Origin of the sequence: Variovorax sp. OV329 (genome assembly GCF_900114785.1) — a bacterium.
Classification (GTDB): domain Bacteria; phylum Pseudomonadota; class Gammaproteobacteria; order Burkholderiales; family Burkholderiaceae_C; genus Variovorax.
Window position 1 is genome coordinate 12,928 of sequence record NZ_FOUG01000013.1, and the last position, 25,444, is coordinate 38,371.

Below are 25,444 nucleotides of genomic sequence, written 5' to 3' on the forward strand. Positions count from 1 at the left end.
CGTAGTAGGCGCACGAGTCTAGGAAGAGAACCCTGCGGGTCAATCGCCCGGCTGATCACCGATGCTTCTAACCGGATTGAGTCGCTGCACCGCTGCGAGTCCTGTTGCATTCGGCATTTGACTGCTTCCCGTTCTAGTAGGTGACCTTGAGGCGGGGACCCGCAAATCTCCGCTTCTGGCCGACAGGCGTCGAAAGGCAGTCGGCGACTTTCGGCCAGCAGCAGCATCGGTGATCGGGCAGCCCCAGTAGTTCGCGGAGTTGTCTCTCTAGACTCGTAGGCCTCTTACGAAGGAGAGATCGAATGACGTACTTCACCGGAATCGATGTGTCGCTGCGCTCCGTCTCGATTTGCATCGTGGATGAGCGTGGCGAGGTGTGCCATGAAGCCAAGACGGCGGCACAGCCGGCGGCAATTGCCCAGTGCTTGAGGGGCTTTGACGCCGACGTGAATTCAGTTGGCCTGGAGGCGGGAACGCTCACCCAGTACCTGACGTACGGCCTGCAGGCAGCCGGTTTCGAAGTGGTCTGCATGGAATCCCGGCAGGTGAAGAACACGTTGGCCGCCATGCGCAACAAGACCGATCGCAACGATGCCCGCGGCATCGCGCAGATCCTGCGCACTGGTTGGTATAGCCGGGTGCACGTAAAGAGCATGCACAGTCACCGCGTGCGCGCGCTGCTAGCCAGCCGAAAGGCGATCCTCAAGAAGTGCGTGGACCTTGAGAATGAACTGCGTGGGCTACTTCGCGTGTTTGGCGTCTGTCTGGCGTCGCGCGTGGGGCACGGCAGCTTCGATGGCGAGGTCCGTCAGACTTTTGCAGGCGACGAGATGCTCGCGTGCGCGCTGAATCCTCTCCTGGACGCCCGAACGATGCTCTATAAGACATATCTGAAGCTCGACAACGCCATAAAGGCCCTGGTGAAGGCCGATCCGGTGTGCAAGTTGCTGATGTCGGTGCCTGGTGTGGGGCCGGTGACCGCCTTGTCGTTCAAGGCGGGCGTGGACGATCCGAGCCGCTTCAAGTCCTCTCGCACGGTGGCAGCGCACTTTGGGCTGACGCCCCGGCGCTTCCAGTCTGGCGAGAGCGACAACCCTGGCCACATCTCGCGCGCCGGCGACGCCGACGTTCGCTCGGCACTTTATGTGGCGGCGCATTCGCTACTCACACGCAACGAACAATGGTCCTCGCTCAAGGCCTGGGGTATGCGCTTGGCCAAGACGCGAGGTCATCGACGCGCAGTGATCGCGGTGGCACGCAAGCTCGCCATCATCCTGCATCGCATGTGGAGTGACGGCACCGAGTTCCGCTGGGGTGCTAAGGAGGTTGCCGCCTGAAAGCGACCAGAAACCAAGCATAGCCAATGGTTGTTGTGACGAGATTCGTCGAGGTGTGGACGATGGTCCGGATGAAGCCGCAAACTACTGCTGCGCATCAAAGCGCGCCCAACAGCGTGGCTCTCCGCTCCGTCTGACCAATGCGTGCAGCGCCGGACAAACCGTCCGGACCGACTGCGTAGAGAAGCGTGACCCGCACCAAGACGATCCAGCACAATGCCCACAAGACAAAGACAGCCCGCGATTGACAAACGGGCCCGATCAGAGAAGCAGTAGTTCCCGAGGCCGCGCGTGATGGTCGCCTTTCGGAACGTCAAGCAGTCAAACGCCGAGCGGAACAATTGAGACCGGGCACGCTGCGAAGGCGTCGACGACACTGGCCAGAACGATCCTAATGCTTGGCGCGCCGGGTCATGCCAAAAGCGGACGCGCAAACGCCCACCAACCTAGGCGGTTCCCAAGCGCTTCCACCGCCCATAGGCTTCGTCTCGCCGGTACTGCTCGTACTCGGCCTCGCCGGCCGAGGGCGCCGGGGGGTGCGGCGGCTGGATGGACGTGGCGGGCGCGAGGCGCAGTCCTGCGGTGCGTGTCGGATCCCTGCGCTTCTCCTGCAGTGCCCGCGCGCGGGGACGACGCCTGGCGTAGCCTCGGTTCCTTGCCACGACAGAAGGTGAGCCATGACAGTCATTGCAGGCATCCCCCGGTTCCAGCGTCTCTTTCGCAAGGCCGCCGGGCTCGGCATCGACAAGAGCGACTTGCGGCGCCACGACGAATTCGTCAACCGCAAGATCCACGACCTGCTGCAGCGCGGCTGCGCGATCGCCAAGGCCAACGGGCGCGACGTGGTGCTGCCGGCCGACCTTCCGGTCTCCGGCGGCCTGCAGCATTGCATCCATGAATTCCGCGTGCTGGACGAGGATGTCGAAGTGCGACCCATCCTCGACCAGCTCGCGAAGCTGCCGCCGCTCGAGCTCGACTTCAGCGATGAGGTGGCGGCCGGGCTGCCCGACCTCGCCGGCGGGCTCAGCGTCGCGCTGGCGCGCAGCTTCAAGATCATGGATGCGGACGTCAAGCATCCCGGCCCCGCGGAGTGGGACCGGGCGTTCGCCCTGTTCGACCTGCTGATCTGAAGCGCCGCAGGCGACCTGCTGCCCGACACCCCGGCAGGGACGAGGAGGTGCGGCCGCCGTCGCTCTCAGGCCGACGCAGGTGCTGCGCGCGCCGGCAGGTGTGCCTCGACGAACCAGAGCCACTTGTCGATGCCGCGCAGAATCTCGGTGAGGATGTCGGCGCTCGCTGCATCGCCCAGTTGGGTCATCTCGTCGATCCCCCGCCGGACGCCGCTGCCGAATGTCGACAGTGCGGTGGCCAGCGCCTGCAGGTGCCGCGTGGCTTCGGAGCCGCACGGCGGGTACGGCGGCAACGACGTGCCGGCGACGACGCTGCCGAGGGTCCCCTCGGCCACCCCGCCCAGTTGCATCACCCTTTCGGCCACCAGGTCGACATAGTCCTCGACGGCGCCGTTGATGTCGTCGAAGAGCTCGTGCAGGGCGATGAAGTTCGCGCCCCTGACGTTCCAGTGCGCCTGCTTGCACTGCATCTGCAGGTCGATGCATTCGGCCAGTCGCTGGTTGAGCAGATCGCAGGCACGCTCGCACAGCGCCGGCGACGGTCCCGCCGGCGTGGCACCAGACCCGGCGCTCGCCCCGGGTGTCGCAGCACTGGCGGCCATGGGTTCAGTAGTGGAACGGATCGCCGCGCTGGCTGCCGAGACTGAAGGGCAGCAGGTTGCCTCGTGCCATGAAATGCTCCTTGTGTGTGGGTCTGGGCGCCAGCGTGCACCTGGAGGCGCCGTGGCGTTTCCCCAATGCTGCGTTTCGCACCCCAGGGCTGCTGTGGAGTGCCCCGGCGACGCGCATCCATCGTCCAGGTCCTACAGGGACCGCCGGAGTTGATGCGAACATGAAGGCACCACTCTGGAAACCGTCTCGCACCGTCATGCAGGAATCCGAACCCCCCTTTGCCATGCTCGGCGGCCTCAATGTCGCCCTGCTCGCCGCGCCCGGCAGCGATGCCGAGGCGCTCGCCGCCGTGCGCCGTGGACTCGAGGAGCAGGGTGTGAACGTTTTCGTGCTGTCACCCGGTCGGCCCGGCACGCAGCCACTTCCCGCGGACCAGCGAATCGCGGATGCCGATCCGATGGGCTTCGACGGCGTGGTGGTGGTGGGTGGGGCCGAAGGCGTGGAGCTCCTGCGCGCCGCGCCGGAGAGCCTGGAGTTCATCCGGGAAATCAACCGCGACCACAAGCCGCTGGGAGCGCTGGGCGAAGGTGTGCTGCTACTGCTGGACACCGGGCAGGCGGCCGGGCGCCAGCTGTGCGCGCCCGATGCCATTGCCGGCGAGCTCTGGCGCGCCCGCGCGCGGCGGGCGAACGAGCCGGTGTGCGTGCAGGAGCGCTGGGTGACCGCCACGGGCCGCGAGGCGCTGGGTGCCTTCGAGGCCGCATTCCAGAGCCTGCTGGAGCAGCGCCGCCGCGACGGCTTCGCCAGCGAAGCGGACGAGACTCCGAGCTCCGTGGGCGAGGACGGCTAGCTCATTCGCGCCCTGTCGTCGCACTATGCACGCGAGGAACCGGCGCCGCCGATGACCAGCGCTATATGACGGTGGCCAGGGGCTTTGCCGAGGCGCGCGAGCGTGGCCTGATCGCCTCCTGGCCGGGTCTGGGCTCCTACGTGCGCGGGTCGCTCATCGGGAGACATCTCGGTAGCCGCCCTTCTCACCGGAAGTCGCGAACGCTGGATCGCCTGTTAGATTGGCGCGACGAAGTTCGCGCGTGATTCCGCAGGTATTGGTGTGTATTGGTTGAAAATTCCCGCGCCCTTAGTTGCCTAACGCGGCATACTCGCCCACCCCAAGAAGTTATCGCCCCCGAAAAATGGAAAGTGAAGTCGACCCGAAGGTCCTGGCCGTCATCGAGGAAAAGCGTCTGTCGGGACCTCGTCAGAGTCCCGTCGACATCATCTCGAAGATGGGCGTGCTCGAAGCCCGCGACAAGCCGTTCGAGAGTGCTTGGCTGGCATCGGGCGACAGCGTCATCGCGACCATCTGGGGCGAGAACGTCAACGTCGGATCGAACGGCCGCTGGTTCTGCCTCGAGTCGTTGAACGCCGACCTGCGGGCCGATGGCGGCGAACGCTCGGCCAACCAGGCTCAGCGCGCGGCCTTCCGGCTGTCGCTGCTCAAGCGCACCTTCGACGCCGGCCAAGGCTTCAGGGCCGTGTTGCAGACCAACCGGATGTCCATCGGCGAGGCGGAGCGCAACAAGAACGCCAAGATCTCGACACGTGTGCGCGACGACGCCGACTGGCACGTCGCGAGCTGGTCGCCCGAACTGCAGGTGGCAGTGCTGGTGCGCGGAGCGCGCGACTGGCAACCCTCGGAGGAAGAACTGAAGGCCGCGCGCCGTGCGCATTCGCCAGCCGGTGCGGCGGCCGGGGACGCCGAGGCTGCCGCCAGCGGCGAGGACGTGGACAGCGCCGCCAAGAGCTATGTGCTGCGTCACTTCTCCAGCTATGGCTACCAGGCCGAGGACGTGTCCGCCAAGGGCGTGGGCTTCGACGTGCAGGTGGCCGACAAGAAGGGCGCCCTGCTGCTGCAGGTGTGCGTGCGAGGCGCCTCGGTCGGAACGCCGGTGCGCGCCCTGACGGCCGAGGAGCAGGCGAGCGCCAAGCGCGAGAAGCTGTGGCGGCTCATCGTCGTCGCCGATCCGCTGACCGGCGCCGCGCAGCACAAGATCTACAAGCCGGACGAAGTCTCGCAGGTCATGCCGGGCGCCTAGCGCCGGCGACCGCGGGCCGCGAGCGCGGCGTGCGGAAGGTGATGGACCAGCGCTGCGCCTTCACCGGCGGCACGCCGTGCTGCCAGCCCCACCGGGCTTCGCCTTCCATGCGGTAGATGGACCGGGGCGCCACTTCCAACTGCAGCACCTTGCGCCGGTTCTGCGCCTCGGGCGGATAGGGCCGGAAGCGCAGCAGCGCCTCGTTGCCCAGCGACACGCCGGCGATCACCTCGAAGTCCGGCACGTCGCGGTGCCAGCCCAATGGCGTGCCCGGGGCGTATCCGGCGACCAGCGCATGCACCAGGTCGTGGGGCGCCACACCGATCCACGCGGCGACACGTTCGCGCAGCGGAAGCAATCGCTCGTCCAGCGCCTGGCCCGGCTGCAACCGGTTCGTGTCGAAGTCGTAGGAGCCGCCGAAGCTCAGCACCTGGCGGCGCGCCAGGTATTCCTTGTACTTGGCGGCGTGCAGCGGCAAGGTACTGATGACCTCCAGCAAGGCCGCTTCCTCCTCGCGGCTGAGGAATTCGGCCTGGTAGCGCAGGCCGGGGATGGCGGCGAGGGCGTCGGCCTCGTCGAAGAGTTCGCACTGCATGACGGGTGGAATGACTGTATGAAACTACAGTATCCCACCCTGCCGGACGACGCGCTGCGGCGGGGGATTCCAACCGCGTCAGTGCAGGTGCCGCAGCTTGTCCGGGTTGCGCACCACGTAGACCGCCGCGACCTTCCCGTTCTGGATCTCCAGCGCGGTGGTCTGCAGCTCCCCGTCGGCTTCGCGCGTGACGAAGCCGGGCAGGCCGTTGATGAAGCCGGCGCGCACCAGGGTCGAGCCCTTGGCCTTGAACAGGTTCGCCAGCTTCTCGTGCAGCTGCAGCACGGCATCCAAGCCCAGCACGGGTTCCAGTGCCGCCGAGCGCTTGCCGCCACCGTCGGCGTGCAGGCTCACGTCCAGCGCCAGCATCGCGCCCAGCGCCTTCATGTCGCCGCTGCGCGATGCCGCGTAGAAGGCATTGGCAATCTCCAGACCGCGGGCCTTCTCCACCTGGTAGCGGGGCCGCGCCTCGCGCACGTGGGTGCGTGCGCGGGCGGCCAGCTGCCGGCAGGCGGCGGCGTCGCGCTGCAGCGTGGCCGCGACCTCCTCGAACTCCAGGCCGAACACGTCGTGCAACAGGAACGCCGCGCGCTCCAGCGGCGACAGGCGCTCCAGCGCCAGCATCAGCGGCAGCGTGACGTCCTCGTCGTCCTGCTCCTCGACCATGGGCTCGGGCAGCCAGGGGCCGATGTAGGTCTCGCGCTGGTGGCGCGCCGACTTCAACTGGTCCAGGCACAGGCGGGTGACGGTGCGGCGCAGGAAGGCCTCGGGCACCAGCACCTGGCTGCGGTCCACGTCCATCCAGCGGATGAAGGCCTCCTGCACCACGTCCTCGGCATCGGCCACCGAGCCGAGCATGCGGTAGGCGACGCGCACGAGCTTGCCGCGCAGCGGCTGGAAGCTGGCCGCCGCGTCGTCGCTGCCCTTCTCGTCGTCGACGGCCTCGCTCATCAGGCGGCGGCCCGCACGGCTTGCGCTGCCTGCGGCTCGACCCACAGGCCGAAGCCGACCGCGAGGCGGTTCCAGCCGTTGATGACGTTGATCATGAGCGTGAGCTTCACCTGTTCTTCCTGCGAGAAATGGGTCTGCAGCGCATGGTACGCGTCGCTGTCGTGCGCCTGGGTTTGCGAGAGGCGGGTGAGCGCCTCGGTCCAGCCCAGCGCGGCGCGCTCGCGCTCGCTGTAGCAGGGCGCCTCGCGCCAGGCCGAAAGCAGGTAGATGCGCTGCTCGGTCTCGCCCTGGGCGCGTGCCTCCTGCGTGTGCATGTTGATGCAGTTGGCGCAGGCGTTGATCTGCGAGGCGCGGATCTTCACCAGCTCCACCAGGCTGCGCTCCAGGCTGTCGGCGACCTGGGTGGAGACGCTCATCCAGCTCTTCATCAGCTGGGGGGCGGCGGTGAAAGGGTTCAGCTTGGCGGTCATGTTTCAGGTCCTTTTGGTTGGTTGACGATGTCTTGACGAGACAGCGCCGGCCCGTGTGACATGGACCCCCAAAAAAACCGAAGCGGGCGCTCGCCCGCGGCGGCTCAGCGCCGTGCCAGCTGCTGCGCGCGATGCACGTCCGCCACCGGATGCACCCGCTGGATGGGCGCGCGCTGCACGTCGCGCCGGGCGATCTCGGCCACCTGGCGCATCAGCGCGCGGCCGTCCCAGTCCACGGGCCAGCCCTGCCACAGGCGCATCGCGCCGTTGACGAACACGGCGCGGATCTGGTCGCGGTTGCCGTAGCGCACCAGCTCCCAGCTCAGGTCCCAGCTGGGCATGAACTCGGGCACGTCCAGGTCCACCAGCAGGAAGTCGGCCGCCAGCCCGGGCGCGATGCGGCCGGTGATGGCGCCCAGGCCGGCGGCCCGCGCACCGCCGTGGGTCGCATGATCCAGCCAGAGCCAGCCGCCACCGCAGGAAGAGTCGCCGTTGGCCAGGCCGTGCGTCAGGCGCTGCGTGGTCTCGGCCGCGTCCATGAGCCGGAAGCCGTCGGCGCGCGTGCCGTCGGTGCCCAGGCCGAAGGGCACGCCCAGCATGGCGATCACGCCGGCGTCCAGCACCGCGTTGCCCTTCCAGGCGCTGGCGACCGGGTTGTAGGCCACCGCGGCGCCGCTGTCGCGCAGCAGGCCCATTTCGCGTGGCGTGAGCAGCGTGGCATGCGCGAGCAGGGCAGATTCGTTCAGGGCGCCGCAGGCATGCAGCAGCTCCAGCGGCCGCAGGCCGCGTGCCACCAGCGCGCGTTCGACGGCGGCCAGGTGCTCGTTCACATGGGTCTGGAAGCGCCGGCCGCTTTCGCGGGTGAGGGCGGCCACGTCGTGCAGCATGTGGTCGGTGGCCGCCTCGGGGATGGAGATGGCGAGCGAGGGATGCAACAGCGCGTCGTGCTCGTACTGCGCCAGGAAGCCCTGCGCCGTGTCGAGGATGCGGCGCCGGCCGGCTTCGTCGTCCGCGGCCAGCGCCGCGTCGTTGCAGATCATTCCCAGCACGCAACGGATGCCCGTGTCGCGCACTGCGGCGACCACGCCATCGAGCCCGGCTTCGGAGCGCGTGCCTGCGTCGACCACCGTGGTGAAGCCGCCGCGCAGCGCTTCAAGCGCCGAAAGCTTGGTCGACAGGTAAGCCGCGTCCGCGTCGAGCACCGATTCCATCGGCACCCAGATGCGGCGGAAGATTTCCGAGGGCTCGCCGAAGGCCAGCGACTTGCCGAAGGATTGCGTGAGGTGCGTGTGCGTGTCGACCAGGCCGGGCATCAGGAGGTGTTGCGGCAACTCGATGGGGCTGAGCGCGGGATGCGCGGCGCGCAGTTCCTCCAGCGGCGCCACCGCCTCGAAGCGGCCGCCGCGCACCAGCACCGCCATGCCCTGGCGGGCGCCTTCGGGCAGCATCAGCCACTCGGGCGCGAGCAGCAGCGCGCCCTCGGTAGGGGTAAGCAGTTCGCGAGACAGCATGGGAAACTCCAGATTCAATTGAAGAGCAGCCAGGCGAACCAGGCGCCCACCGCCAGGAGCAGGCCCGACACCAGCCGCTGCAGCTGCCGCGTGTCCAGCCGCATGGCCATGCGCTGGCCAGCGATCGAGCCCGCCAGCATCAGCACGCCGCACAGCAGGGCCAGCCCCAGGTCGAGCCGCCCCGCCAGCGCGTGAACCGTGCTGCTGGACAGCGCCACGGGCAACTGGATGGCCTGCGCCGCGATCACCGCGAAGAGCACCGGCTGGCCGAGCAGCATCAGCAGCGGGATCACCAGCACCGGTCCGCCCGTGCCTGTCAGGGCGGAGCCGATGCCAACCAGCGCGCCCACGCCGACCAATGCCGCGGGGGGAAGGAGCGCGTGAGCAGGATGTGCAGAAGCCGTTGCAGGCCTGCGCAGGCCGCGCCAGCCGGAGAACAGCACCAGCGCCGTCACGCCCGCCATCAGCACGGTGCCGGGAATCCAGCGCACGAAGAAGGCGCCCCCCGCTGCGCCGACCAGCGCACCGGCCAGCAGTGGCAGGCATCGCGCCGTCAGCGCGGGCTCGCGCCGCAGGGGTCGCAGCGCCACCAGCGCGGGAAGCGCGAAGCCCAGCGAAGCCGCGGCGATGGCCTTGGGCAGCGGCACGCCACCCAGCGTGGTGAGCAGCGGCACCAGCAGCACGCCCCCGATGCCCGTGGCGCCGATCAGCCCACCCGCCATCACGATGGCAGGCAGCACGATCCAGGCGGCGGTCAGGGTCAGGGGCATGGCGGGGTCTTTCCTTTACTCGGCCTTGATGTTGGCGGCCTGCACCACGCCGGCGATGGCCTTGCGCTCCCTGGCGAGGTAGTCGGCGAACGCCGGGCCGGCGATGAGCTGCGGCTTCACCGCCACCTCGCCCAGCTTGCGAACGATCTCCGGGTCCTTGGTGATGGTGTCGAGCGCGGCCACCCAGGCAGCGATCACCGGCGCGGGCGTGCCGGCCGGCGCGAGCACGCCCAGCCAGGAATCCATCTCGAAGCCCTTGAGTTCGGGCGTCTCGCCCAGGGTCGGGATGTTGGGCGCCGAAGGCGAGCGCGCCGGCGAGCTGACGCCGAAGGCGCGCACCTTGCCTTCGCGGATGAAGGGCTGCGCCAGCGTCAGCGGCAGCACCGCCAGGTCCACCTGGCCGCCGGCCACGTCGGTGAGCACCTGCGGGCCCGACTTGTAGGGCACGTGCACGATGTCGATGCCCGCGCGCTGCTTGAACATCTCGGCGGTGATGTGCAGCGAGGTGCCCACGCCGTCGGTGCCGAAGTTGAGCTTGCCCGGCTGCGACTTCGCGAGCTTGATGAGCTCGGCCGTGGTCTGCGCCGGCAGCGAGGCCTTGCCGATCAGCACGAAGGGCGAGGTGCCCACCGTGGCCACCGGCACGAAGTCCTTGAAGGTGTCGTAGCGCACCGCCGAGGGTGCCACCAGCGGCGCCACGTTCAGCGGGCTGGCCACCGCGAAGAGCAGGGTGTAGCCGTCGGCGCTCGCGCGAGCCACCTTCTGCGCGCCGATGGTGCCCGCGGCGCCCGCGACGTTCTCGATCACCACCGGCTGCTTGAGCAACTCGCCCAGCTTGGGCGTGAGCAGCCGCGCAGTGGCGTCAACGCCGCCGCCGGCCGAGAACGGCACAATCAGCGAGATCGGCTTGGTGGGATAGCCCTGGGCCTGTGCGGCACCGATGGCGGCGGCGCACAGCGCGAAGGCTGCGGCAATGGAACGAAGGCGGGTACGGCTTGCGGACATGGTCATTTCCTCGATCGATGTGGAACGAAAAGAAAAAGCACCCAGACGGTGCGAGAGAATACTCGTTATGACAAGTTATGACAAGTCACGCAAAGGCCGTGCCAGGGTTTGTCCGGAGGGCTTCGCCCATGGCTGAACTGCCGCAGTCCCTGCATGCCCAGCTTCGCGACCAGCTGCGCGCCCGCATCCTCGACGGCCGCCTGGCGCCCGGGGCCAAGCTGCCTTCCGAATCGGAGATGACGGCCGAGCACGGCGTCAGCCGGATCACCGTGCGGCAGGCGCTCGGTGCGCTGCAGGCCGAGGGGCTGATCGTGAAGCTGCACGGCAAAGGTGCCTTCGTGTCCCATCCGAAGGCATCGCAGACGCTCAACCGCCTGCAGGGTCTGAACGAGGCGATGGCGCTGGAGCAGCACGCCATCAGCAGCCAGCGCCTGGCCTGGCGCGAGATGAAGGCGCCGGCTGCCGTCGCCCGGCAGTTGAAGCTGGACAGCGGCGAGACCGTCTACCACCTGCAGACGCTGCGCTACCTGGACCGCGAGCCGCTGTCGGTCAACAGTTCCTGGCTGCCACGCTTTCTCGGCGAACGGCTGGCGCGCGTCGACTTCTCGCAGCGCGACCTCATCGACGTCTTCGAGCACGAGGGCGGGCTGAAGATCGGCGAGGCGCAGCTGGAGATCGGCGCCGGCGTGGCCAACGCGCAGCAGGCGAAGCTGCTGCAGCTCGAGCCGGGCGCGCCGGTGCTGGAAGTGGAGCGCCTCCTGCACCTGGCCGACGGCGGACCGGTGCACGTGGAGACGGCGGTCTACCGGGCCGACACCTTCCGCTACAAGCTCAATCTGCGGCGCTGAGCCGCTGCGCATCGGGCCTTCACAAGCCCTGCGCTGGTGCGAAATCGTCTCGCCGCGGTGCACGCCGGCGACGCCCGCGCACCATGATGAAAACCCGATGGAACAGGCTGCGCTTCGCCGCCATCAAATGTCCCATTGACAGGACAATCGAACCGATCGACCATCGCGCCCCATGTCCTTGATGCCGCTGCCCAAGTACCACCAGATCTACCTGGTGCTGCGCGAACAGCTCGACGAAGGCCGCTTCGAAGACGGCCTGCCGGGCGAGTTGGCGCTGATCGAGCAGTTCGGCGTGGCGCGCGTGACCGTGCGGCGGGCGCTGCAGCGGCTGGCGGAAGAGGGCCTGATCTCCCGCAACCCCGGCCGCCGCACGCGGCCGGTGCCGCCGGTGGCCGAGCCGCGCAACTCGGGCCCCGACGGCGCCGAGCGTGCCAACCTGCATGGCCTGCTCGAGAACCTGGTCACCATGGGCCTGCGCACTTCGGTCAAGGTGGTGGACGTGGCCACCGTCTCCGCCTCGACCCAGGTGGCCGACGCGCTGAAGCTCAAGATCGGTGATCCGGTGCAAAAGGCGGTGCGCGTGCGCTCCACGCGCGAAGGGCCGCTCTCGCACATCACCACCTACGTGCCCGCCGAACTCGCGCGCAGCTTCGGCCGGCGCGAGCTCATGAAAAAGCCGATCCTGGTCCTGCTGGAGCAGGCCGGCGTGAAGGTGGGCCGCGCGCACCAGACCATCTCGGCGCGCCTCGCCGACAACGTGCTGGCGCAGCACCTGGACATCGCCGTCGGCTCGGCCCTCCTGGCCGTGCGCCGCCTGATCTACGACGAGGACGAGCGGCCGGTGCAATGGCTGCACGGCTTCTACCGCCCCGATCGCTACACCTACGAGATGGAGCTGTCCCGCGTGGGCAGCATCGACGCCAAGGTGTGGGTCAGCAAGGATGTGTCCGCCCCTTTCAACTGAAGACCTGATTCAAACCAAGAAGGAAAGCCTCATGACGAATCGCCGCCACTTCATCTCCCAGTCCGCCGCCATCGCGTCCACGCTTGCGTTTCCGCTCGTGGGCGGCGCGCAGCCCAAGTCCATCAAGGTGGGTGTGCTGCACCCGGTGACCGGCGCGCTTGCCTACTCGGGCCAGCAGTGCCGGCTGGGCGCCGAGATGGCCATCGAGGACATCAACAAGGCCGGCGGCATCAAGTCCATGGGCGGCGCGAAGATCGAGGCCATGCTGGGCGACGCGCAGTCGCAGCCGCAGGCCGGCTCGGCCGAGGTCGAGAAGATGAACGAGGCCGGCGTGGCCGCCGTGCTGGGCGCCTACGCCTCGGCCATCTGCCTGGCCACCACGCAGACCGCTGCCAAGTACAACCTGCCGCACGTGGTGGACGTGGGCGTGGCCGACCAGATCGTGGAGCGCGGCCTGAAGAACACCTTCCGCTTCGGCCCTGGCTACAAGAAGTCGACCGAAGTGGCCATGGCCAACCTGCTGGTGCTCAACAAGGCGGCGGGCAACCCGGCCAAGAGCGTGATGATCATCCACGAGGAGTCGCTCTTCGGCACCGGCACGGCTCAACTGCTCTCTCGCGAGCTTCCGGGCTACGGCTTCGAGGTGAAGGAAGTGGTGAAGCACGCCAACCCCACGCGCGACTTCAACAACATCGTGCTGCGCATGAAGTCGATCAACCCCGACATCGTGATCCCGGCCAACTACTACAACGAGTACGCGCTGCTGGTGCGCACCATGCAGCAGCAGAAGGTGCAGCCCAAGGCCATCTTCTCGGTGCTGGGCGGCGCTGCGTCGAGCTACAAGTTCGTCAAGGAGTTCCCGGACGCGGCCAACGGCATCATCGACTGCAACCACTGGTTCAACCCCAAGGACAAGCGCGCGCAGGACCTGCGCAAGCGCGTGGAGGCCAAGGGCCAGTTCTTCAGCTACGAGGTCTTCATGACCTACGCCTCGATGTGGATGCTGGCCGATGCCATCGAGCGCGCCAAGTCGGCCGACCGCGCCGCCATCACCGACGCGCTGGCGAGCAGCACCTTCTCCGACCACTTCATGCCCTACGGGCCGACGAAGTTCGTCAACGGCCAGAACACCGGCGCGCAGCCGCTCATGACGCAGGTGTGGAAGAACGACATCAAGGTGATCGTGCCGCGCGACTACCGCGAGATCGATCCGGTGTTCCCGCTCAAGGCCTGAGCTTCTTTCCAAAGTTGAAGACGCAGGATGTTTGATCCCGGCATTCTTTTCTCCTCGGTGCTCAACGGCCTGACGACCGGCGCGGTGTATGCGCTGATCGCGCTGGGCCTCACGCTGATCTACGGCGTCCTGCACATCATCAACTTCGCGCATGGTGCCAGCCTGATGCTGGCGCTGTACGCGGTCTACTTCCTGAAGGACCGGCTGGGCATCGACCCCTACCTGGCACTGCCGCTGGTGGTGCCGGGCATGTTCGCGCTCGGCTACCTTCTGCAGCGCGTGGTCATCAACCGCGCGGGCCATGGCAAGGACGAGAACATCCTGCTGGCCACGCTGGGCGTCGCCATCGTGATGGAGAACCTGGCGCTCATCTTCTTCAAGTCCGACACGCGCAACATCGACACGGCCTACTCGCTGGCCACCGTGGCCATCGGCCCGGCCATGATCGCGGTGCCCAAGCTGGTGGCCTTCGCGGGCGCGCTGGTGGTGTCGGGCCTTCTCTTCTGGATCATGACCCGCACGGACCTGGGCCGCGCCATCCGCGCGGTGGCCAAGGAGAAGGAGGGCGCCAAGCTGATGGGCATCGACGTGGACCATGTCTACGCCATGTGCTTCGGCATCGGCCTGGCCTGCCTGGGCGCGGCCGCCTGCTTCCTGCTGCCGGCCTACTACGTCAACCCGCAAGTAGGCGGCGGCTTCGTGCTGGTGGCCTTCACCATCGTGGTGCTGGGGGGCATGGGCAGCTTCGTGGGGGCGCTGCTGGGCGGCTTCCTGATCGGCATCGTCGAATCGCTGGGCGGCCTGTACCTGGGCGAATCGCTGGGGCAGATCGGCATCTTCGTCATCTTCATCGCCGTGGTGCTGTTCAAGCCCGAAGGGCTGTTCGGAGCGCGCGCATGAGTGCATCTTCATCGACTTCACGCGGCCTGCGCGAGCTGGGCTTCATCGCGCTCTTCGTGCTGCTGGTGGCCTGCGTGCCGCTGTTCACCCGCTCGGGCGCCACGCTCAACTTCGTGATGATGGCGCTCTACGCCACGCTGATCGCGCAGGCTTGGAACATCCTGGGCGGCTTCGGCGGGCAGTTCTCCTTCGGCCACGCGCTCTTCTTCGGCAGCGGCGCCTACATCCAGGCCATCGCGCAGTTGCAGGGGGGCATCAACCCCTGGGTCGCGCTGGTGCTGGCGGTCGCGGGCGCGGCGCTCGTGGGTGTGTTCGTGGGCGCGCTGAGCTTCCGCTACGGCCTCAAGGGCTCGTACTTTGCGCTGGTCACGCTGGCCTTCGCCGAGGTGTTCCGCATCCTGGCGCTGTCGGTGCCCTTCACCGGCGGCGGCGTGGGCCTGATGGTGCCGCTGCGCGAGTCGGTGGCCAACCTGCAGTTCGGCTCGCGCGTGGGCTACCTGTGGGTGGTGCTGGCCTTCGTGGCCGCGGCGCTGGTGGTGAGCTGGTGGCTGCGCCACGGCCGCTTCGGCGCCTGGCTGCAGGCTGTGCGCGACAACGAGGACGCGGCCCGCGCCGTGGGCGTGAACCCCTTCCGCGTGAAGCTGGGCGCCATCGCGCTGTCGGGTGCCTTCATGGGTGCGGCCGGGGCCTTCTACGTGCAGGTCTTCCAGTACATCGATCCGTCCATCGCCTACGGGCCCGCCGTGTCGGTCGAGGCGCTGGTGGCGGCCATCGTGGGCGGCATGGGCACGGTGTGGGGCCCGGTGCTGGGCGCCGTGGTGCTGCACCTGCTGGCCGACCTCACGCGCAACCTGTTCGGCGAGCTGCCGGGCATCAACATGGTGATCTACGGCGTGGTGCTGGTGCTGATCGTGATCTTCCTGCCGCGCGGCATCGCCGGCCTGGGCGTGTCGGCGCGCCGCCTGATCGGCGGCGGCAAGGAGTCTTCCCGTGGCTGAGCCGCTCTTGCAGATCTCGGGCGTGTCGCGCGCCTTCGGCGGCTTGAAGGCCGTGCAGGACGTGAGCCTGTCGCTGCCCCAGGGGCAGTTGGCTGCGCTCATCGGGCCCAACGGCGCGGGCAAGACCACGCTGTTCGCGCTGATGTCAGGCTTCCTGGTACCCGACAGCGGCACCGTGCGCTTCGCCGGCGAGGACATCACCGGCCAGGAGCCCTATCGCAACGCGCGCCGCGGCATGACCCGCACCTTCCAGATCGTGAAGCCCTTCGCCGCGCAGAGCGTGCGCGAGAACATCGCTGTCGGCGCGCACCTGCACGAGAAGGGCCGCACCGCGGCACTCGCGCAAGCCGAGCAGGTGGCGCAGCAGGTGGGCCTGACACCGCAGCTGGACAAGCCGGCTTCCGACCTCACCGTGGCCGGCCGCAAGCGCCTGGAACTGGCGCGCGCGCTGGCCACGCGACCGCGCCTGCTGCTGCTGGACGAAGTGCTGGCAGGCCTGAACCCGCAGGAGATCGCCGAGATGATGCCGGTGGTGCGCGGCATCGCCGACAGCGGCGTGACCGTGCTGATGATCGAACACGTGATGCAGGCCGTGATGCACCTGGCCGAGCATGTCTGGGTGCTGGCGCAGGGCCGCCTGATCGCCGAAGGCAGCCCGGCCGAGGTGACGGCCGACGAACGCGTGGTGGAGGCCTACCTGGGCCACGGCACCGCGGCGCGCCTTCGCAAGGCAGCAGGAGCAGCGGCATGACGGCACTGCTCGACATCCAGGCCCTGCGCGGCGGCTACGGCCGCACAGAGGTGCTGCGCGGGGTCGACCTGAAGGTGAACGCCGGCGAGATGGTCGCGCTGCTGGGCAGCAACGGGGCCGGCAAGTCCACGCTCAACAAGACGGTCTGCGGCCTGTGCGCCGCCTGGAGCGGCACCGTGCGCTTCGACGGCCGCGACCTCAGCGGCGCGCACTACCGCGAGGTGGTCAAGGCCGGCCTGATCCAGGTGCCGGAAGGCCGCAAGGTCTTCCCCAACCTCAGCGTGCTGGAGAACCTGGAGCTGGGCGCCTTCACCCGCGCCCGCGAACGCCGCGCGCAGAACCTGGAGCGTGTGTTCGCCACCTTCCCGCGCCTGGCGGAGCGGCGGGGCCAGCACGCCGGCACCATGAGCGGCGGCGAGCAGCAGATGCTGGCGATCGGCCGCGGCCTCATGGCCGAGCCCGTGCTGCTGATCCTGGACGAGCCTTCGCTGGGCCTCTCGCCGCTGCTGGTGGAAGAGATGTTCGCGCTCATCCGCAAGCTGCGCGACGACGGCCTGGCCGTACTGCTGGTCGAACAGAACGTGGGCCAGTCGCTGGAGATTGCCGACCGCGCCTACGTGTTGGAGAACGGCGCCGTGCGCTTCTCCGGTGCCCCCGACCAGCTGCTGGCCAGCGACGAACTGCGGCGCGCCTACCTGGGCCTGTAGGCCCTGCCATTCAAAAAGGGAAACTTCGTGATGATCAATCGCCGGCACATCCTCGTTTCGTCGGGTGCCTTCGCCTCGCTGGCGGCGCTCTCGGGCGCTGCCCGCGCGCAGATCGGCGGCACGCCGATCCGCATCCTGGTCGGCGCGCCCGCGGGCGGCTCGACCGACACGCTCGCACGCTCGCTGGCGGCCAGCATGGGCCCGGCGATGGGGCGCACCGTCATCGTCGAGAACCGGCCTGGCGCTGGCGGCAACATCGCCGCCGAGCTGGTCGCCAAGGCCCAGCCCGATGGCAACACGCTGCTGATGAGCTTCACCAGCCACGCGATCAACGCCACGCTCTATCCCTCGCTGCCCTTCGACCCGGTGAAGGACTTCACCGCGCTGACCTGCGTCGCCACCTCGCCCTCGATCCTCGTGGCCCATCCTTCGGTGCCTGCGAAAGACGTGCGCGAGCTGATCGCGCTGGTCAAGCAGAAGCCCGGGCAGCTCAACTTCGCCATCGGCGCGGTCGGCTCCTCGCTGCACATGGCGGGCGAGGCCTTCAAGCAGCAATCGGGCGTGGACATCGTGAACATCCCCTACAAGGGCACCGCGCCCGCCGTGCAGGACCTGCTGGCCGGCCAAGTGCAACTGATGTTCGCGGCTGTGGGCAACGTCAAGGCGCACATCCAGGCCGGCAAGCTCAAGGCGCTGGGCGTGACCACGGCCCAGCGGCTGCCCGCCTTCCCCGACGTGCAGGCCATTGCCGAGGTGCTGCCCGGCTACGAGTCCAGCGCCTGGTTCGGCCTCTTCGGCCCTGCCCGCATGGCGCCCGACACCGCGCGCAAGATCAGCGAAGGCGCGCGCCAGGCCTTGCAGCAGCCCGACATGCGCCAGCGCCTGGAAACCGAAGGCGCGATCCCCGTGGGCAACACGCCCGAGCAGTTCTCCGCCTTCGTGCAAAGCGAGATCACGCGCTGGGCCAAGGTGGTGAAGCTTTCGGGAGCCAAGCCGGAATGACCGCCATGACTTCCGGCATTGCAGGCGCCGCACCCGTGGCGGCGCAGACGCTGGCGCAGAAGCTCATCGCCCGCGCCAGCGGCCGCGAGCGCGTGACGGTGGGCGAGATCGTCAACTGCAGCGTGGACCTGGCCATGTTCCACGACTCCTCCGGCCCGCGCCGCCTGCAGCCCATGCTGGAAGAGCTGGGCGCGCAGGTGTGGGACAAGGAGCGCATCGTGCTGGTGATGGACCACTACGTGCCCGAGCGCGACGACGACTCGCGCCGCATCGTGCGCATCGCCCGCGACTGGGCACGCGACCAGCAGCTGCCCCATGTGTACGACAGCCAGGGCATCTGCCACGTGGTGGTGCCGCAGCACGGCCACATCCGCCCCGGCATGCTGTGCGTGGGCGGCGATTCGCATTCGCCCACCGGCGGCGCCTTCGGTGCCTACATGTTCGGCGTGGGCAGCACCGAGATGCTGGGCGTGGTGGTCACCGGCCAGATCTGGCTGCGCGTGCCCGAGACCATCCGCATGTGGTGGGACGGGCGGCTGCCCGCCGGCGTCACGGCCAAGGACATGATGCTGCACATGATCGCCCGCTTCGGCATGAACGGCGGCCGCTACCAGGCGGTGGAGTTCTGCGGGCCGGCCGTGCAGGCCCTGTCGATGCAGGAGCGCATGACGCTGTCGAACATGAGCGCCGAACTGGGCGCGCAGGCCGGCCTGATCGCGCCGGATGCGACTACCGCCGAGTGGCTCGCGGCGCATGGGGCGGCCGGGGTCGACGTGGCGCCCTGGTTCACTGATGAAGGCGCGACTTTCACCGAGCACCGATTCGACGCCGCCACGCTGGAACCCCAGGTGGCCTTGCCCCACAGCCCGGCCAACAGCCACGGCGTCGGCCAGGAGGCGGGCACTGCCATCGACGTCGCCTACATCGGCGCCTGCACCGGCGCCAAGCTCGACGACCTGCGCGCCGCCGCGCAGGTGCTGCGCGGACACAAGGTGCAGCCCGGCGTGCGCCTCATCGTCGCGCCAGCCAGCCTGCGCGACCAGGAACAGGCGCGCGAGGAAGGCGTGCTGCAGGCCTTGCAGGACGCGGGCGCCGAGCTCGCGCCGACCACCTGCGGCGCCTGCGCCGGCTATGGCGACGCGGTGGGCGATGACGTGACGGTGATCTCCACGACGGCGCGCAACTTCAAGGGCCGCATGGGCTCGGCCAGCGCACGCGTCTACCTGGGCTCGCCCTACACGGTGGCCGCCTCTGCGCTGCGCGGCCGCATCACCGACCCGCGCGAGGTGCTGGCATGAACGACCGCAGCCTGCACCGCGTCTGGCGCGTGGGCGCCGACGTCGACACCGATGCGCTGGCCCCCGGCCATGCGATGAAGCACGGCATCGAGACCATCGCGAAGCACTGCCTCGAAGCGGTGCGCCCCGAGTTCGCCAGCCAGGTCAAGCCCGGCGACGTGCTGGTGGCCGGCCCCAATTTCGGCATCGGCTCCTCGCGCGAGCAGGCCGCCGCCGTGCTGGTGCAACTGGGCGTCGCGGCTGTCATCGCGCCCTCGTACAGCGGGCTCTATTTCCGCAATGCCTTCAACCTGGGCCTCCTGCTGCTGACCTGCCCCGAGGCGGAGCAACTGCAGGAAGGCGAGGGCATCGTGCTGGATGTGGATGCGCCTTCCGTGCGCACCGCCGACGGCCGGCAACTGGCCTGCGAGCCGGTGCCTGGCTTCCTCATGGACATGGTGCGCGCGGGCGGGTTGCTCGCGCAATTGCGCAAGCGCTTCGCAGCCGCCGGCGCCAAGGAACAAGCATGAACGACAACACGACACTGGACCCGGTCACCCTCGCGGTGCTGCGCGGGCGGCTGGAGCAGGTGGCCGACGAGATGGACGCCACGCTCTACCGCAGCGCCTTCAATCCCATCATCGCCGAGGCGCACGACGCCTGCCACGGCCTGTACGACGCCGCCAGCGGCGACACGCTGGTGCAGGGCAAGTCGGGCCTGCCGGTCTTCGTCGGCGCCATGGCCTTCGCGGTGCGCGCCACGGCCAAGGTGGCCGAGGCCCGCGGCGGCATGCAGGAGGGCGACATCTGGATCAGCAACGACGCCTACGACGGCGGCACGCACGCCAACGACTTCAAGCTGGTCAAGCCTTTCTTTCGCAACGGCAAGCTGTATTGCTACATGGCCTCGGCAGCGCACTGGCACGACGTGGGCGGCGCGGTGCCGGGCAACTACAACCCCGCGGCCACCGAATGCTGGCAGGAGGCGGTGCAGATTCCGCCGGTGCGCATCGTGCGCAACGGCGTGCTGGATGAAGACGTGTTGGCCATCCTGCGTGCCAACACACGGCTGCCCGACAGTTTGTGGGGCGACCTCAACGGCCAGTTGGCTGCGCTCGAACTGGGCGCCAGGCGCCTGGACGGCCTGCTCGACGAGTACGGCGACGGCCTGGTGCTGCAGGCGCTGGGCGAACTGCGCAGCCGCGCGCTGCGCCTGATGCGCGCGCACATTGCCTCGCTGCCCGACGGCCGCTACAGCTTCGAGGACCTGCTGGACAACGACGGCATCAGCCGCGAGCCGCTCACCATCGCGCTGGACATGACGGTGCAGGGCGAGAAGCTGACGCTGGACTTCTCGCGCAGCTCGCCGCAGTGCGCCGGGCCGGTGAACATCTCGCGCGCCACCGCGGTGGCGGCCTGCTACGTCGCGCTCAAGCACCTGTTCCCCGACGTGCCGGCCAACGCCGGCGTGCTCGACGCGGTCGACTTCGTCATTCCCGACAAGCTGGTCATCAGCGCCGAGCGCCCGCGCCCGGTGGGCGGCTACACCGAGACCATCCTGCGGATGATCGACGTGATCTTCAGCGCCGCCGCGCAGGCCGACCCGACGCGCGCGGTGGCGCAGGCCTACGGCACCATCAATGCGCTGTCCATCGCCGGCCACCGCAGCGACGCGGGCCGCGAGGGCCAGCGCTGGGTGATGTTCAGCTTCTTCGGCGGCGGCCACGGCGGCCACTCCGCGGGCGACGGGCTGGCGCATGGCAATGCACCCATCTCCACCGCCACCATCCCGCCGCTGGAAATCCTCGAAGCCGCCTACCCGGTGCGCTTCACCGAATGGGCCCTGCGCCCCGACTCGGGCGGCGACGGTGAACATCGCGGCGGCCTGGGCGCCGTCTACGAGATCGAACTGCTCGAGAAGGACGCCGAGGTCTTCGTCTTCGGCGAGCGCGGCAGTTCGCCCCCCAAGGGCATCGCCGGCGGCGAGTCCGGGGCACTCAACGTGTTCCGCTACGAGAACGAAGGGCAGTGGCAGGTGCCGCCCATGGTCTCGAAGATGCGCGGCATCCAACTGGTGCGCGGCGAACGCGTGCGGCTGGAAACGCCCGGGGGCGGTGGCTGGGGCGACCCTGCCAGGCGCAACGCGAAGGAGCGCGAGGCCGATCGCGCCATGGGCTATGTGAGCGAACAAGGGAAAGACAAGCAATGAGTTCCGCCAATGCATCCTTGGTCGTCGGCGTCGACGTCGGCGGCACCTTCACCGACCTGTTCGTGCTCGACGAGGCGAAGGGCACGGCACGTATCGTCAAGGTACCTTCCACCCGCGGCGAGGAAGCGCGCGGCTTCATGAACGGGGTGGCGCGCGTGGCCGATTCGGCCGCCGCCATCGGCACCATCGTGCATGGCACCACCGTGGGCACCAACGCGCTGCTGGAGCGCAAGGTGGCGCGCACCGGCATCATCACCACGCGGGGCTTTCGCGACGTGCTGGAGATGCGCCGCCGCGACCGTCCGCAAACCTGGGGCCTGCGCGGCAGCTTCCTGCCCGTGGTGCCGCGCGACCTGCGCCGCGAGGTGGACGAGCGCGTGCTGGCCGACGGCACGCTGCATACCGAGGTCGACCTGGAGCAGGTGCGCACCGAGGCGCGTGCGCTGCTCGAAGCCGGCTGCGACGCGGTCTGCGTCTTCTTCATCAACACCTACGCCAACCCGGTGAACGAGCAGCGCGCGGTGGAGGCGGTGCGGGCGCTATGGCCCAACCCGCACGTCACCGCGGCGGCCGAGGTGCTGCCCGAGATCCGCGAGTTCGAGCGCTGCTCGACCGCCACGCTCAACGCCGCGCTGCAGCCCGTGGTGGGCAGCTACCTGGAGCGGCTCGAAGGCGACCTGCGCGCACAGGGCTTCGGCGGCGAGTTGCTGGTGGTGCAGAGCAACGGCGGCGTGATGTCGCGCAGCACGGCGGGCGAGTTGCCTGTGCGCACGGCGCTCTCCGGGCCGGCGGCCGGCGTCATCGCCTGCGCCGAGATCGCGCGCGCCGCGGGGCACCCCAACGTCATCACCGGCGACATGGGCGGCACCTCCTTCGACGTGTCGCTGGTGGCCGGCGGCGAGGCCGCGCTGGCCGCGCAGACCGCCATCGAGTTCGGCATGGTGATCCGCTCGCCCATGATCCAGATCGAGACCATCGGCGCGGGTGGCGGCTCCATCGCTTCGGTGGATGCCAGCGGCATGCTGCAGGTGGGCCCCGAGTCGGCCGGCAGCGTGCCGGGCCCGGCCTGCTACGGCCGCGGCAACATGCGCCCCACGGTGACCGATGCCAATGTGCTGCTGGGCCGCATCGCGGCCGACCGGCCGCTGGGGGGCGGGCTGCTGGCCGCGCTGGATGCTGGCAAGTCGCGCGAGGCGATCGAGACGCACGTTGCCAAGCCTCTTGGCCTGGACGTGATGGCGGCCGCCGAAGCCATGCTGACGGTGGCGAATGCCCGCATGGCCGGCGCGATCCGCCTGGTCTCCATCGAGCGAGGCCACGACCCGCGCCGCTTCGCCTACATGCCCTTCGGCGGCGGCGGTGCGCTGCACGTGTGCGCCATGATGCGCGAGGTGGGCGTGGGCACCGGCATCGTGCCGCGCTACCCCGGCGTCACTTCGGCGCTGGGCTGCGTGATTGCCGACATGCGGCACGACGCGGTGCAGACCATCAACCGGCCGCTGGCCGAACTGGACGTGCCGGCCCTGCAGCAGCGCATCGAAGAGCTCGCGCAGGCTTGCCAGCAGCGCCTGGATTCGGCCGGCGTGCGCTTCGACGGCGTGCGCGAGGTGGTGGCGCTGGACATGCTCTACGCCGGCCAGACCCACACGCTGCCCGTACCGCTGCCCGGCGGTGCGCAAGGCCTGACGCGCGAGAGCATCCGCGCCGCCTTCGAGCAGGCCTACGAGGCCGCTTTCGGCCGCGTGCTGGGCGGCATCCCGATCCGCGTGATGAACCTGCGCTATGCGCGCATCGGCCAGCGGCCCAAGTTCGACCTGGCGGTGCTGGCACCCGAAGGGCAGGGCAGCACCACGCCGCTGGGCACGCAGCGCGTGTACCACCAGGGCCGCTGGCACGACGCGGTGCGCTACGCGCGGCTTGACTTGCCGGTGGGCGCACGCGTTCAAGGTCCTGCGATCCTGGAGCAGGCGGACACCACCGTGTGGCTGGAGCCCGGCTTCGCGGCCGAGGTGGACAGCTTCGGCAACCTGCTGGTGAGGCAGGGATGAGCGTCCCCACCAAGCTCGACGGCCGACGCACCGCGCTGGTCATCGTCGACCTGCAGAACGACTTCCTCGACGCCAAGGGCGCCTATGCGCGCGGCGGCGACACCAACCCCATGTCAGAGCCGCTGCCGGAACGCGCCGCGCAGGCCGCACGCGCGCTCAAGGCACAGGGCGGCCTGGTGACCGCCAGCCAGTTCACGCTGTGGCCGGATGCGCAGGGCGAGCCCATGATCTCGCCGCACCTGAAGGCGCTGCGCCCCTACCTGAAGAAGGGCGACTTCGCTCCCGGCAGCTGGGGCCAGGCCAATGTCGACGCGCTTGCGGGCCTGGTCGACGTGGCGGTGTGCAAGGTCGCCTACTCGGCCTTCTTCAACACGCAGCTGGACTGGGTGCTGCGCAAGTGCGGCATCGACACCGTGGCGGTGTGCGGCATCGTCACCAACGGCGGCGTGGCCAGCACGGTGCGCGATGCCCACATGCGCGACTACCGCACCCTGGTGCTGGCCGACGTGTGCGCCGCCTTCGGGCAGCAGCGCCACGACACGGCGCTGGCGGACATGGGCAACGTGGCCGAGGTCATCGACGGCGCGGCCTTCGCACAGATGCTGGCATGAGTCCGACCCCGCCCGATCGCCGCGTGCAGCGGGCGTCGCACATGGACGCCGAGGCGCAGGTGCCGGTGGCCATCGTCGGCGGGGGTGCCTGCGGCCTGGTGGCTGCACTGATGCTGCACGACCTGGGGCTCGACTGCGTGGTGCTGGAGCGCGATGCGCAGCCCAGCGGGTCGACGGCGCTGTCTTCCGGCTTCATCCCGGCGCCGGGCACCAGCGTGCAGCGCGCGGCGGGCGTCACGGACGACAGTGCCGATCGCTTCTCGGCCGACATCCAGGCCAAGGCCCATGGCCGTGCCTCGCCTGCGCTCGTCACGGCCTATGCCGAAGCCATCGGACCCGCGCTCGATGCCTTGCAGGCGCGTCACGGCCTGGACTGGGTGCTTCTCGACAACTTTCTCTACCCCGGCCACACGCGCCACCGCATGCATGCGCTGCCGCAGAAGACCGGCGCCGCGCTGATGGCCGCGCTTCAATCGGCCGTGGAGGCGGCCGGCATCCCGGTGCTGACCGAGGCGCTTGTCCACACGCTGTGGCTCGAAACAGGCGCGGACCGCGTCATCGGCCTGGGCTACCGCCGTCCGGATGGCCAGGAAGAGCGCCTGGCCTGCGACGCGCTGCTGCTGGCCTGCAACGGCTTCGGCGGCAACGCACAGATGGTGGGCGAGCTGCTGCCCGAGATGCGCGACGCCGCGTTTGGCGGCCACGTGGGCAACGACGGCAGCGCGATCCTCTGGGGCCGTGAACTGGGCGCGCGCCTGCGCGACCTGGGCGGCTACCAGGGCCACGGTTCCTGGGTCACGCCCCAAGGCGCGCTGATGAGCTGGGCCGTGATGATGGAAGGCGGCGTGCAGGTCAATGCAGAAGGCCGGCGCTTCCACGACGAGACGCAGGGCTACTCGGAAGCCGCGGTGCACGTGCTGGCGCAGCCCGGCGGCGTCGCCTGGAACGTGTTCGACGCGCCGCTCTTGAAGCTGGCGCGCGAGTTCCCCGACTTCCGCGACGCCGAAGCCGCGGGCGCGCTGCGCCGCTGCGATTCGGTGCACGCGCTGGCGCAATGCATCGGCTGCGACGCTTCGGTGCTGCAGGCCACGCTGGCTGCGATGGGGCCGTCGCCGCAGTCCGACGACCGCGTCTTCACTCGCGCGCTTTCGGCGCCGTACTACGCGGTCAAGGTGACCGGCGCGCTCTTCCACACCCAAGGCGGCCTCGACGTGGCGCCCGACATGCGCGTCTTGCGAAAGGACGACGGCACGCCGCTGCCCAACCTGCTAGCCGCCGGTGGCGCTGCGGGCGGCGTCTCGGGCGACGCGGTGTGGGGCTACCTCTCGGGCAACGGATTGCTCAGCGCGGTCGCGGGTGGCGCGATCGCGGCACGCAGCGCGGCGGCCATCCTCGGGCGCGCAACGCAAGGAGAATGA

The 25,444-nt window shown here is 69.2% G+C and carries 25 protein-coding genes; 18 read left to right on the forward strand and 7 right to left on the reverse strand.

Annotation, left to right across the window (positions count from 1 at the left end; genetic code table 11):
* Positions 1–302: 302 nt before the first annotated feature.
* Entirely contained in the window at positions 303–1,337 is a 1,035-nt protein-coding gene (locus BM345_RS20205; RefSeq protein WP_093382729.1) for an IS110 family RNA-guided transposase, read from the forward strand.
* Positions 1,338–2,014: 677 nt separating this feature from the next.
* The gene (locus BM345_RS20210) at positions 2,015–2,467 is read left to right on the forward strand and encodes a DUF1931 family protein (protein ID WP_093382732.1); all 453 of its coding nucleotides are present in this window, start codon (positions 2,015–2,017) and stop codon (positions 2,465–2,467) included.
* A gap of 65 nt (positions 2,468–2,532) precedes the next feature.
* On the opposite strand, the gene dps is transcribed toward BM345_RS20210, so the two are convergent.
* Positions 2,533–3,069, reverse strand: coding sequence for a DNA starvation/stationary phase protection protein Dps (gene dps, locus BM345_RS20215; protein ID WP_093382735.1), 537 nt, complete (start codon positions 3,067–3,069; stop codon positions 2,533–2,535).
* Between the two features lie 230 nt (positions 3,070–3,299).
* On the opposite strand from dps, the gene BM345_RS20220 reads away from it, so the two are divergent.
* Both BM345_RS20220 and BM345_RS20225 read left to right on the forward strand, forming a co-directional pair.
* Positions 3,300–3,929, forward strand: a complete 630-nt coding sequence (locus tag BM345_RS20220) for a DJ-1/PfpI family protein (protein ID WP_175545089.1) — start codon at positions 3,300–3,302, stop codon at positions 3,927–3,929.
* Positions 3,930–4,272: 343 nt separating this feature from the next.
* Entirely contained in the window at positions 4,273–5,175 is a 903-nt protein-coding gene (locus tag BM345_RS20225) for a hypothetical protein (RefSeq protein ID WP_093382741.1), read from the forward strand.
* Here the strand turns inward: BM345_RS20225 and BM345_RS20230 are convergent.
* The 6 genes from BM345_RS20230 to BM345_RS20255 all read right to left on the reverse strand — a co-directional run bounded on the left by BM345_RS20230 (position 5,159) and on the right by BM345_RS20255 (position 10,477).
* Positions 5,159–5,770 (reverse strand): alpha-ketoglutarate-dependent dioxygenase AlkB, encoded by a 612-nt coding sequence (locus tag BM345_RS20230; RefSeq protein WP_093382744.1) that lies wholly within the window; start codon positions 5,768–5,770, stop codon positions 5,159–5,161. The two genes, BM345_RS20225 and BM345_RS20230, sit on opposite strands and share 17 nt — an antisense overlap.
* A gap of 78 nt (positions 5,771–5,848) precedes the next feature.
* The gene (locus BM345_RS20235; RefSeq protein ID WP_093382747.1) at positions 5,849–6,721 is read right to left on the reverse strand and encodes a sigma-70 family RNA polymerase sigma factor; all 873 of its coding nucleotides are present in this window, start codon (positions 6,719–6,721) and stop codon (positions 5,849–5,851) included.
* Positions 6,721–7,191 carry a carboxymuconolactone decarboxylase family protein gene (locus BM345_RS20240; protein ID WP_093382750.1) on the reverse strand — a complete coding sequence of 157 codons (471 nt, stop codon included), beginning with the start codon at positions 7,189–7,191 and terminating at the stop codon, positions 6,721–6,723. The genes BM345_RS20235 and BM345_RS20240 overlap by 1 nt, the downstream gene beginning before the upstream one ends.
* 104 nt (positions 7,192–7,295) lie before the next feature.
* A complete protein-coding gene (locus BM345_RS20245) occupies positions 7,296–8,702 on the reverse strand; it encodes an amidohydrolase family protein (protein WP_093382753.1) in 1,407 nt (468 codons plus the stop codon).
* Between the two features lie 14 nt (positions 8,703–8,716).
* Entirely contained in the window at positions 8,717–9,472 is a 756-nt protein-coding gene (locus BM345_RS30420) for a sulfite exporter TauE/SafE family protein (RefSeq protein ID WP_093382755.1), read from the reverse strand.
* A gap of 15 nt (positions 9,473–9,487) precedes the next feature.
* A complete protein-coding gene (locus BM345_RS20255) occupies positions 9,488–10,477 on the reverse strand; it encodes a Bug family tripartite tricarboxylate transporter substrate binding protein (protein WP_175545091.1) in 990 nt (329 codons plus the stop codon).
* Between the two features lie 128 nt (positions 10,478–10,605).
* Between BM345_RS20255 and BM345_RS20260 the strand changes: the two genes are divergently transcribed.
* From BM345_RS20260 to BM345_RS20325, 14 genes are all read left to right on the forward strand, one after another.
* Entirely contained in the window at positions 10,606–11,325 is a 720-nt protein-coding gene (locus tag BM345_RS20260; protein WP_175545092.1) for a GntR family transcriptional regulator, read from the forward strand.
* A gap of 172 nt (positions 11,326–11,497) precedes the next feature.
* The gene (locus BM345_RS20265; protein ID WP_254789841.1) at positions 11,498–12,289 is read left to right on the forward strand and encodes a GntR family transcriptional regulator; all 792 of its coding nucleotides are present in this window, start codon (positions 11,498–11,500) and stop codon (positions 12,287–12,289) included.
* Between the two features lie 31 nt (positions 12,290–12,320).
* A complete protein-coding gene (locus tag BM345_RS20270; protein ID WP_093382762.1) occupies positions 12,321–13,523 on the forward strand; it encodes an ABC transporter substrate-binding protein in 1,203 nt (400 codons plus the stop codon).
* Between the two features lie 27 nt (positions 13,524–13,550).
* Positions 13,551–14,423, forward strand: a complete 873-nt coding sequence (locus tag BM345_RS20275) for a branched-chain amino acid ABC transporter permease (protein WP_093382764.1) — start codon at positions 13,551–13,553, stop codon at positions 14,421–14,423.
* Positions 14,420–15,421, forward strand: a complete 1,002-nt coding sequence (locus tag BM345_RS20280) for a branched-chain amino acid ABC transporter permease (protein ID WP_175545093.1) — start codon at positions 14,420–14,422, stop codon at positions 15,419–15,421. The genes BM345_RS20275 and BM345_RS20280 overlap by 4 nt, the downstream gene beginning before the upstream one ends.
* On the forward strand, positions 15,414–16,172 hold the full coding sequence (locus tag BM345_RS20285; RefSeq protein WP_093382767.1) for an ABC transporter ATP-binding protein: 759 nt from the start codon (positions 15,414–15,416) through the stop codon (positions 16,170–16,172). Before BM345_RS20280 ends, BM345_RS20285 begins: the two co-directional genes overlap by 8 nt.
* Positions 16,169–16,879 carry an ABC transporter ATP-binding protein gene (locus BM345_RS20290; RefSeq protein ID WP_093382770.1) on the forward strand — a complete coding sequence of 237 codons (711 nt, stop codon included), beginning with the start codon at positions 16,169–16,171 and terminating at the stop codon, positions 16,877–16,879. The genes BM345_RS20285 and BM345_RS20290 overlap by 4 nt, the downstream gene beginning before the upstream one ends.
* Before the next feature lie 30 nt (positions 16,880–16,909).
* Entirely contained in the window at positions 16,910–17,881 is a 972-nt protein-coding gene (locus BM345_RS20295; RefSeq protein ID WP_093382772.1) for a tripartite tricarboxylate transporter substrate binding protein, read from the forward strand.
* 5 nt (positions 17,882–17,886) lie between these two features.
* Positions 17,887–19,179: a 3-isopropylmalate dehydratase large subunit gene (locus tag BM345_RS20300; protein ID WP_175545094.1), complete on the forward strand. Its 1,293-nt coding sequence runs from the start codon at positions 17,887–17,889 to the stop codon at positions 19,177–19,179.
* A complete protein-coding gene (locus BM345_RS20305; RefSeq protein ID WP_093382775.1) occupies positions 19,176–19,688 on the forward strand; it encodes a LeuD/DmdB family oxidoreductase small subunit in 513 nt (170 codons plus the stop codon). The genes BM345_RS20300 and BM345_RS20305 overlap by 4 nt, the downstream gene beginning before the upstream one ends.
* Positions 19,685–21,367 (forward strand): hydantoinase B/oxoprolinase family protein, encoded by a 1,683-nt coding sequence (locus tag BM345_RS20310; RefSeq protein WP_093382778.1) that lies wholly within the window; start codon positions 19,685–19,687, stop codon positions 21,365–21,367. Before BM345_RS20305 ends, BM345_RS20310 begins: the two co-directional genes overlap by 4 nt.
* Positions 21,364–23,415, forward strand: coding sequence for a hydantoinase/oxoprolinase family protein (locus tag BM345_RS20315; protein WP_093382781.1), 2,052 nt, complete (start codon positions 21,364–21,366; stop codon positions 23,413–23,415). The genes BM345_RS20310 and BM345_RS20315 overlap by 4 nt, the downstream gene beginning before the upstream one ends.
* On the forward strand, positions 23,412–24,026 hold the full coding sequence (locus BM345_RS20320) for a cysteine hydrolase family protein (RefSeq protein WP_093382784.1): 615 nt from the start codon (positions 23,412–23,414) through the stop codon (positions 24,024–24,026). Before BM345_RS20315 ends, BM345_RS20320 begins: the two co-directional genes overlap by 4 nt.
* On the forward strand, positions 24,023–25,444 hold the full coding sequence (locus BM345_RS20325; RefSeq protein WP_093382786.1) for an FAD-dependent oxidoreductase: 1,422 nt from the start codon (positions 24,023–24,025) through the stop codon (positions 25,442–25,444). Before BM345_RS20320 ends, BM345_RS20325 begins: the two co-directional genes overlap by 4 nt.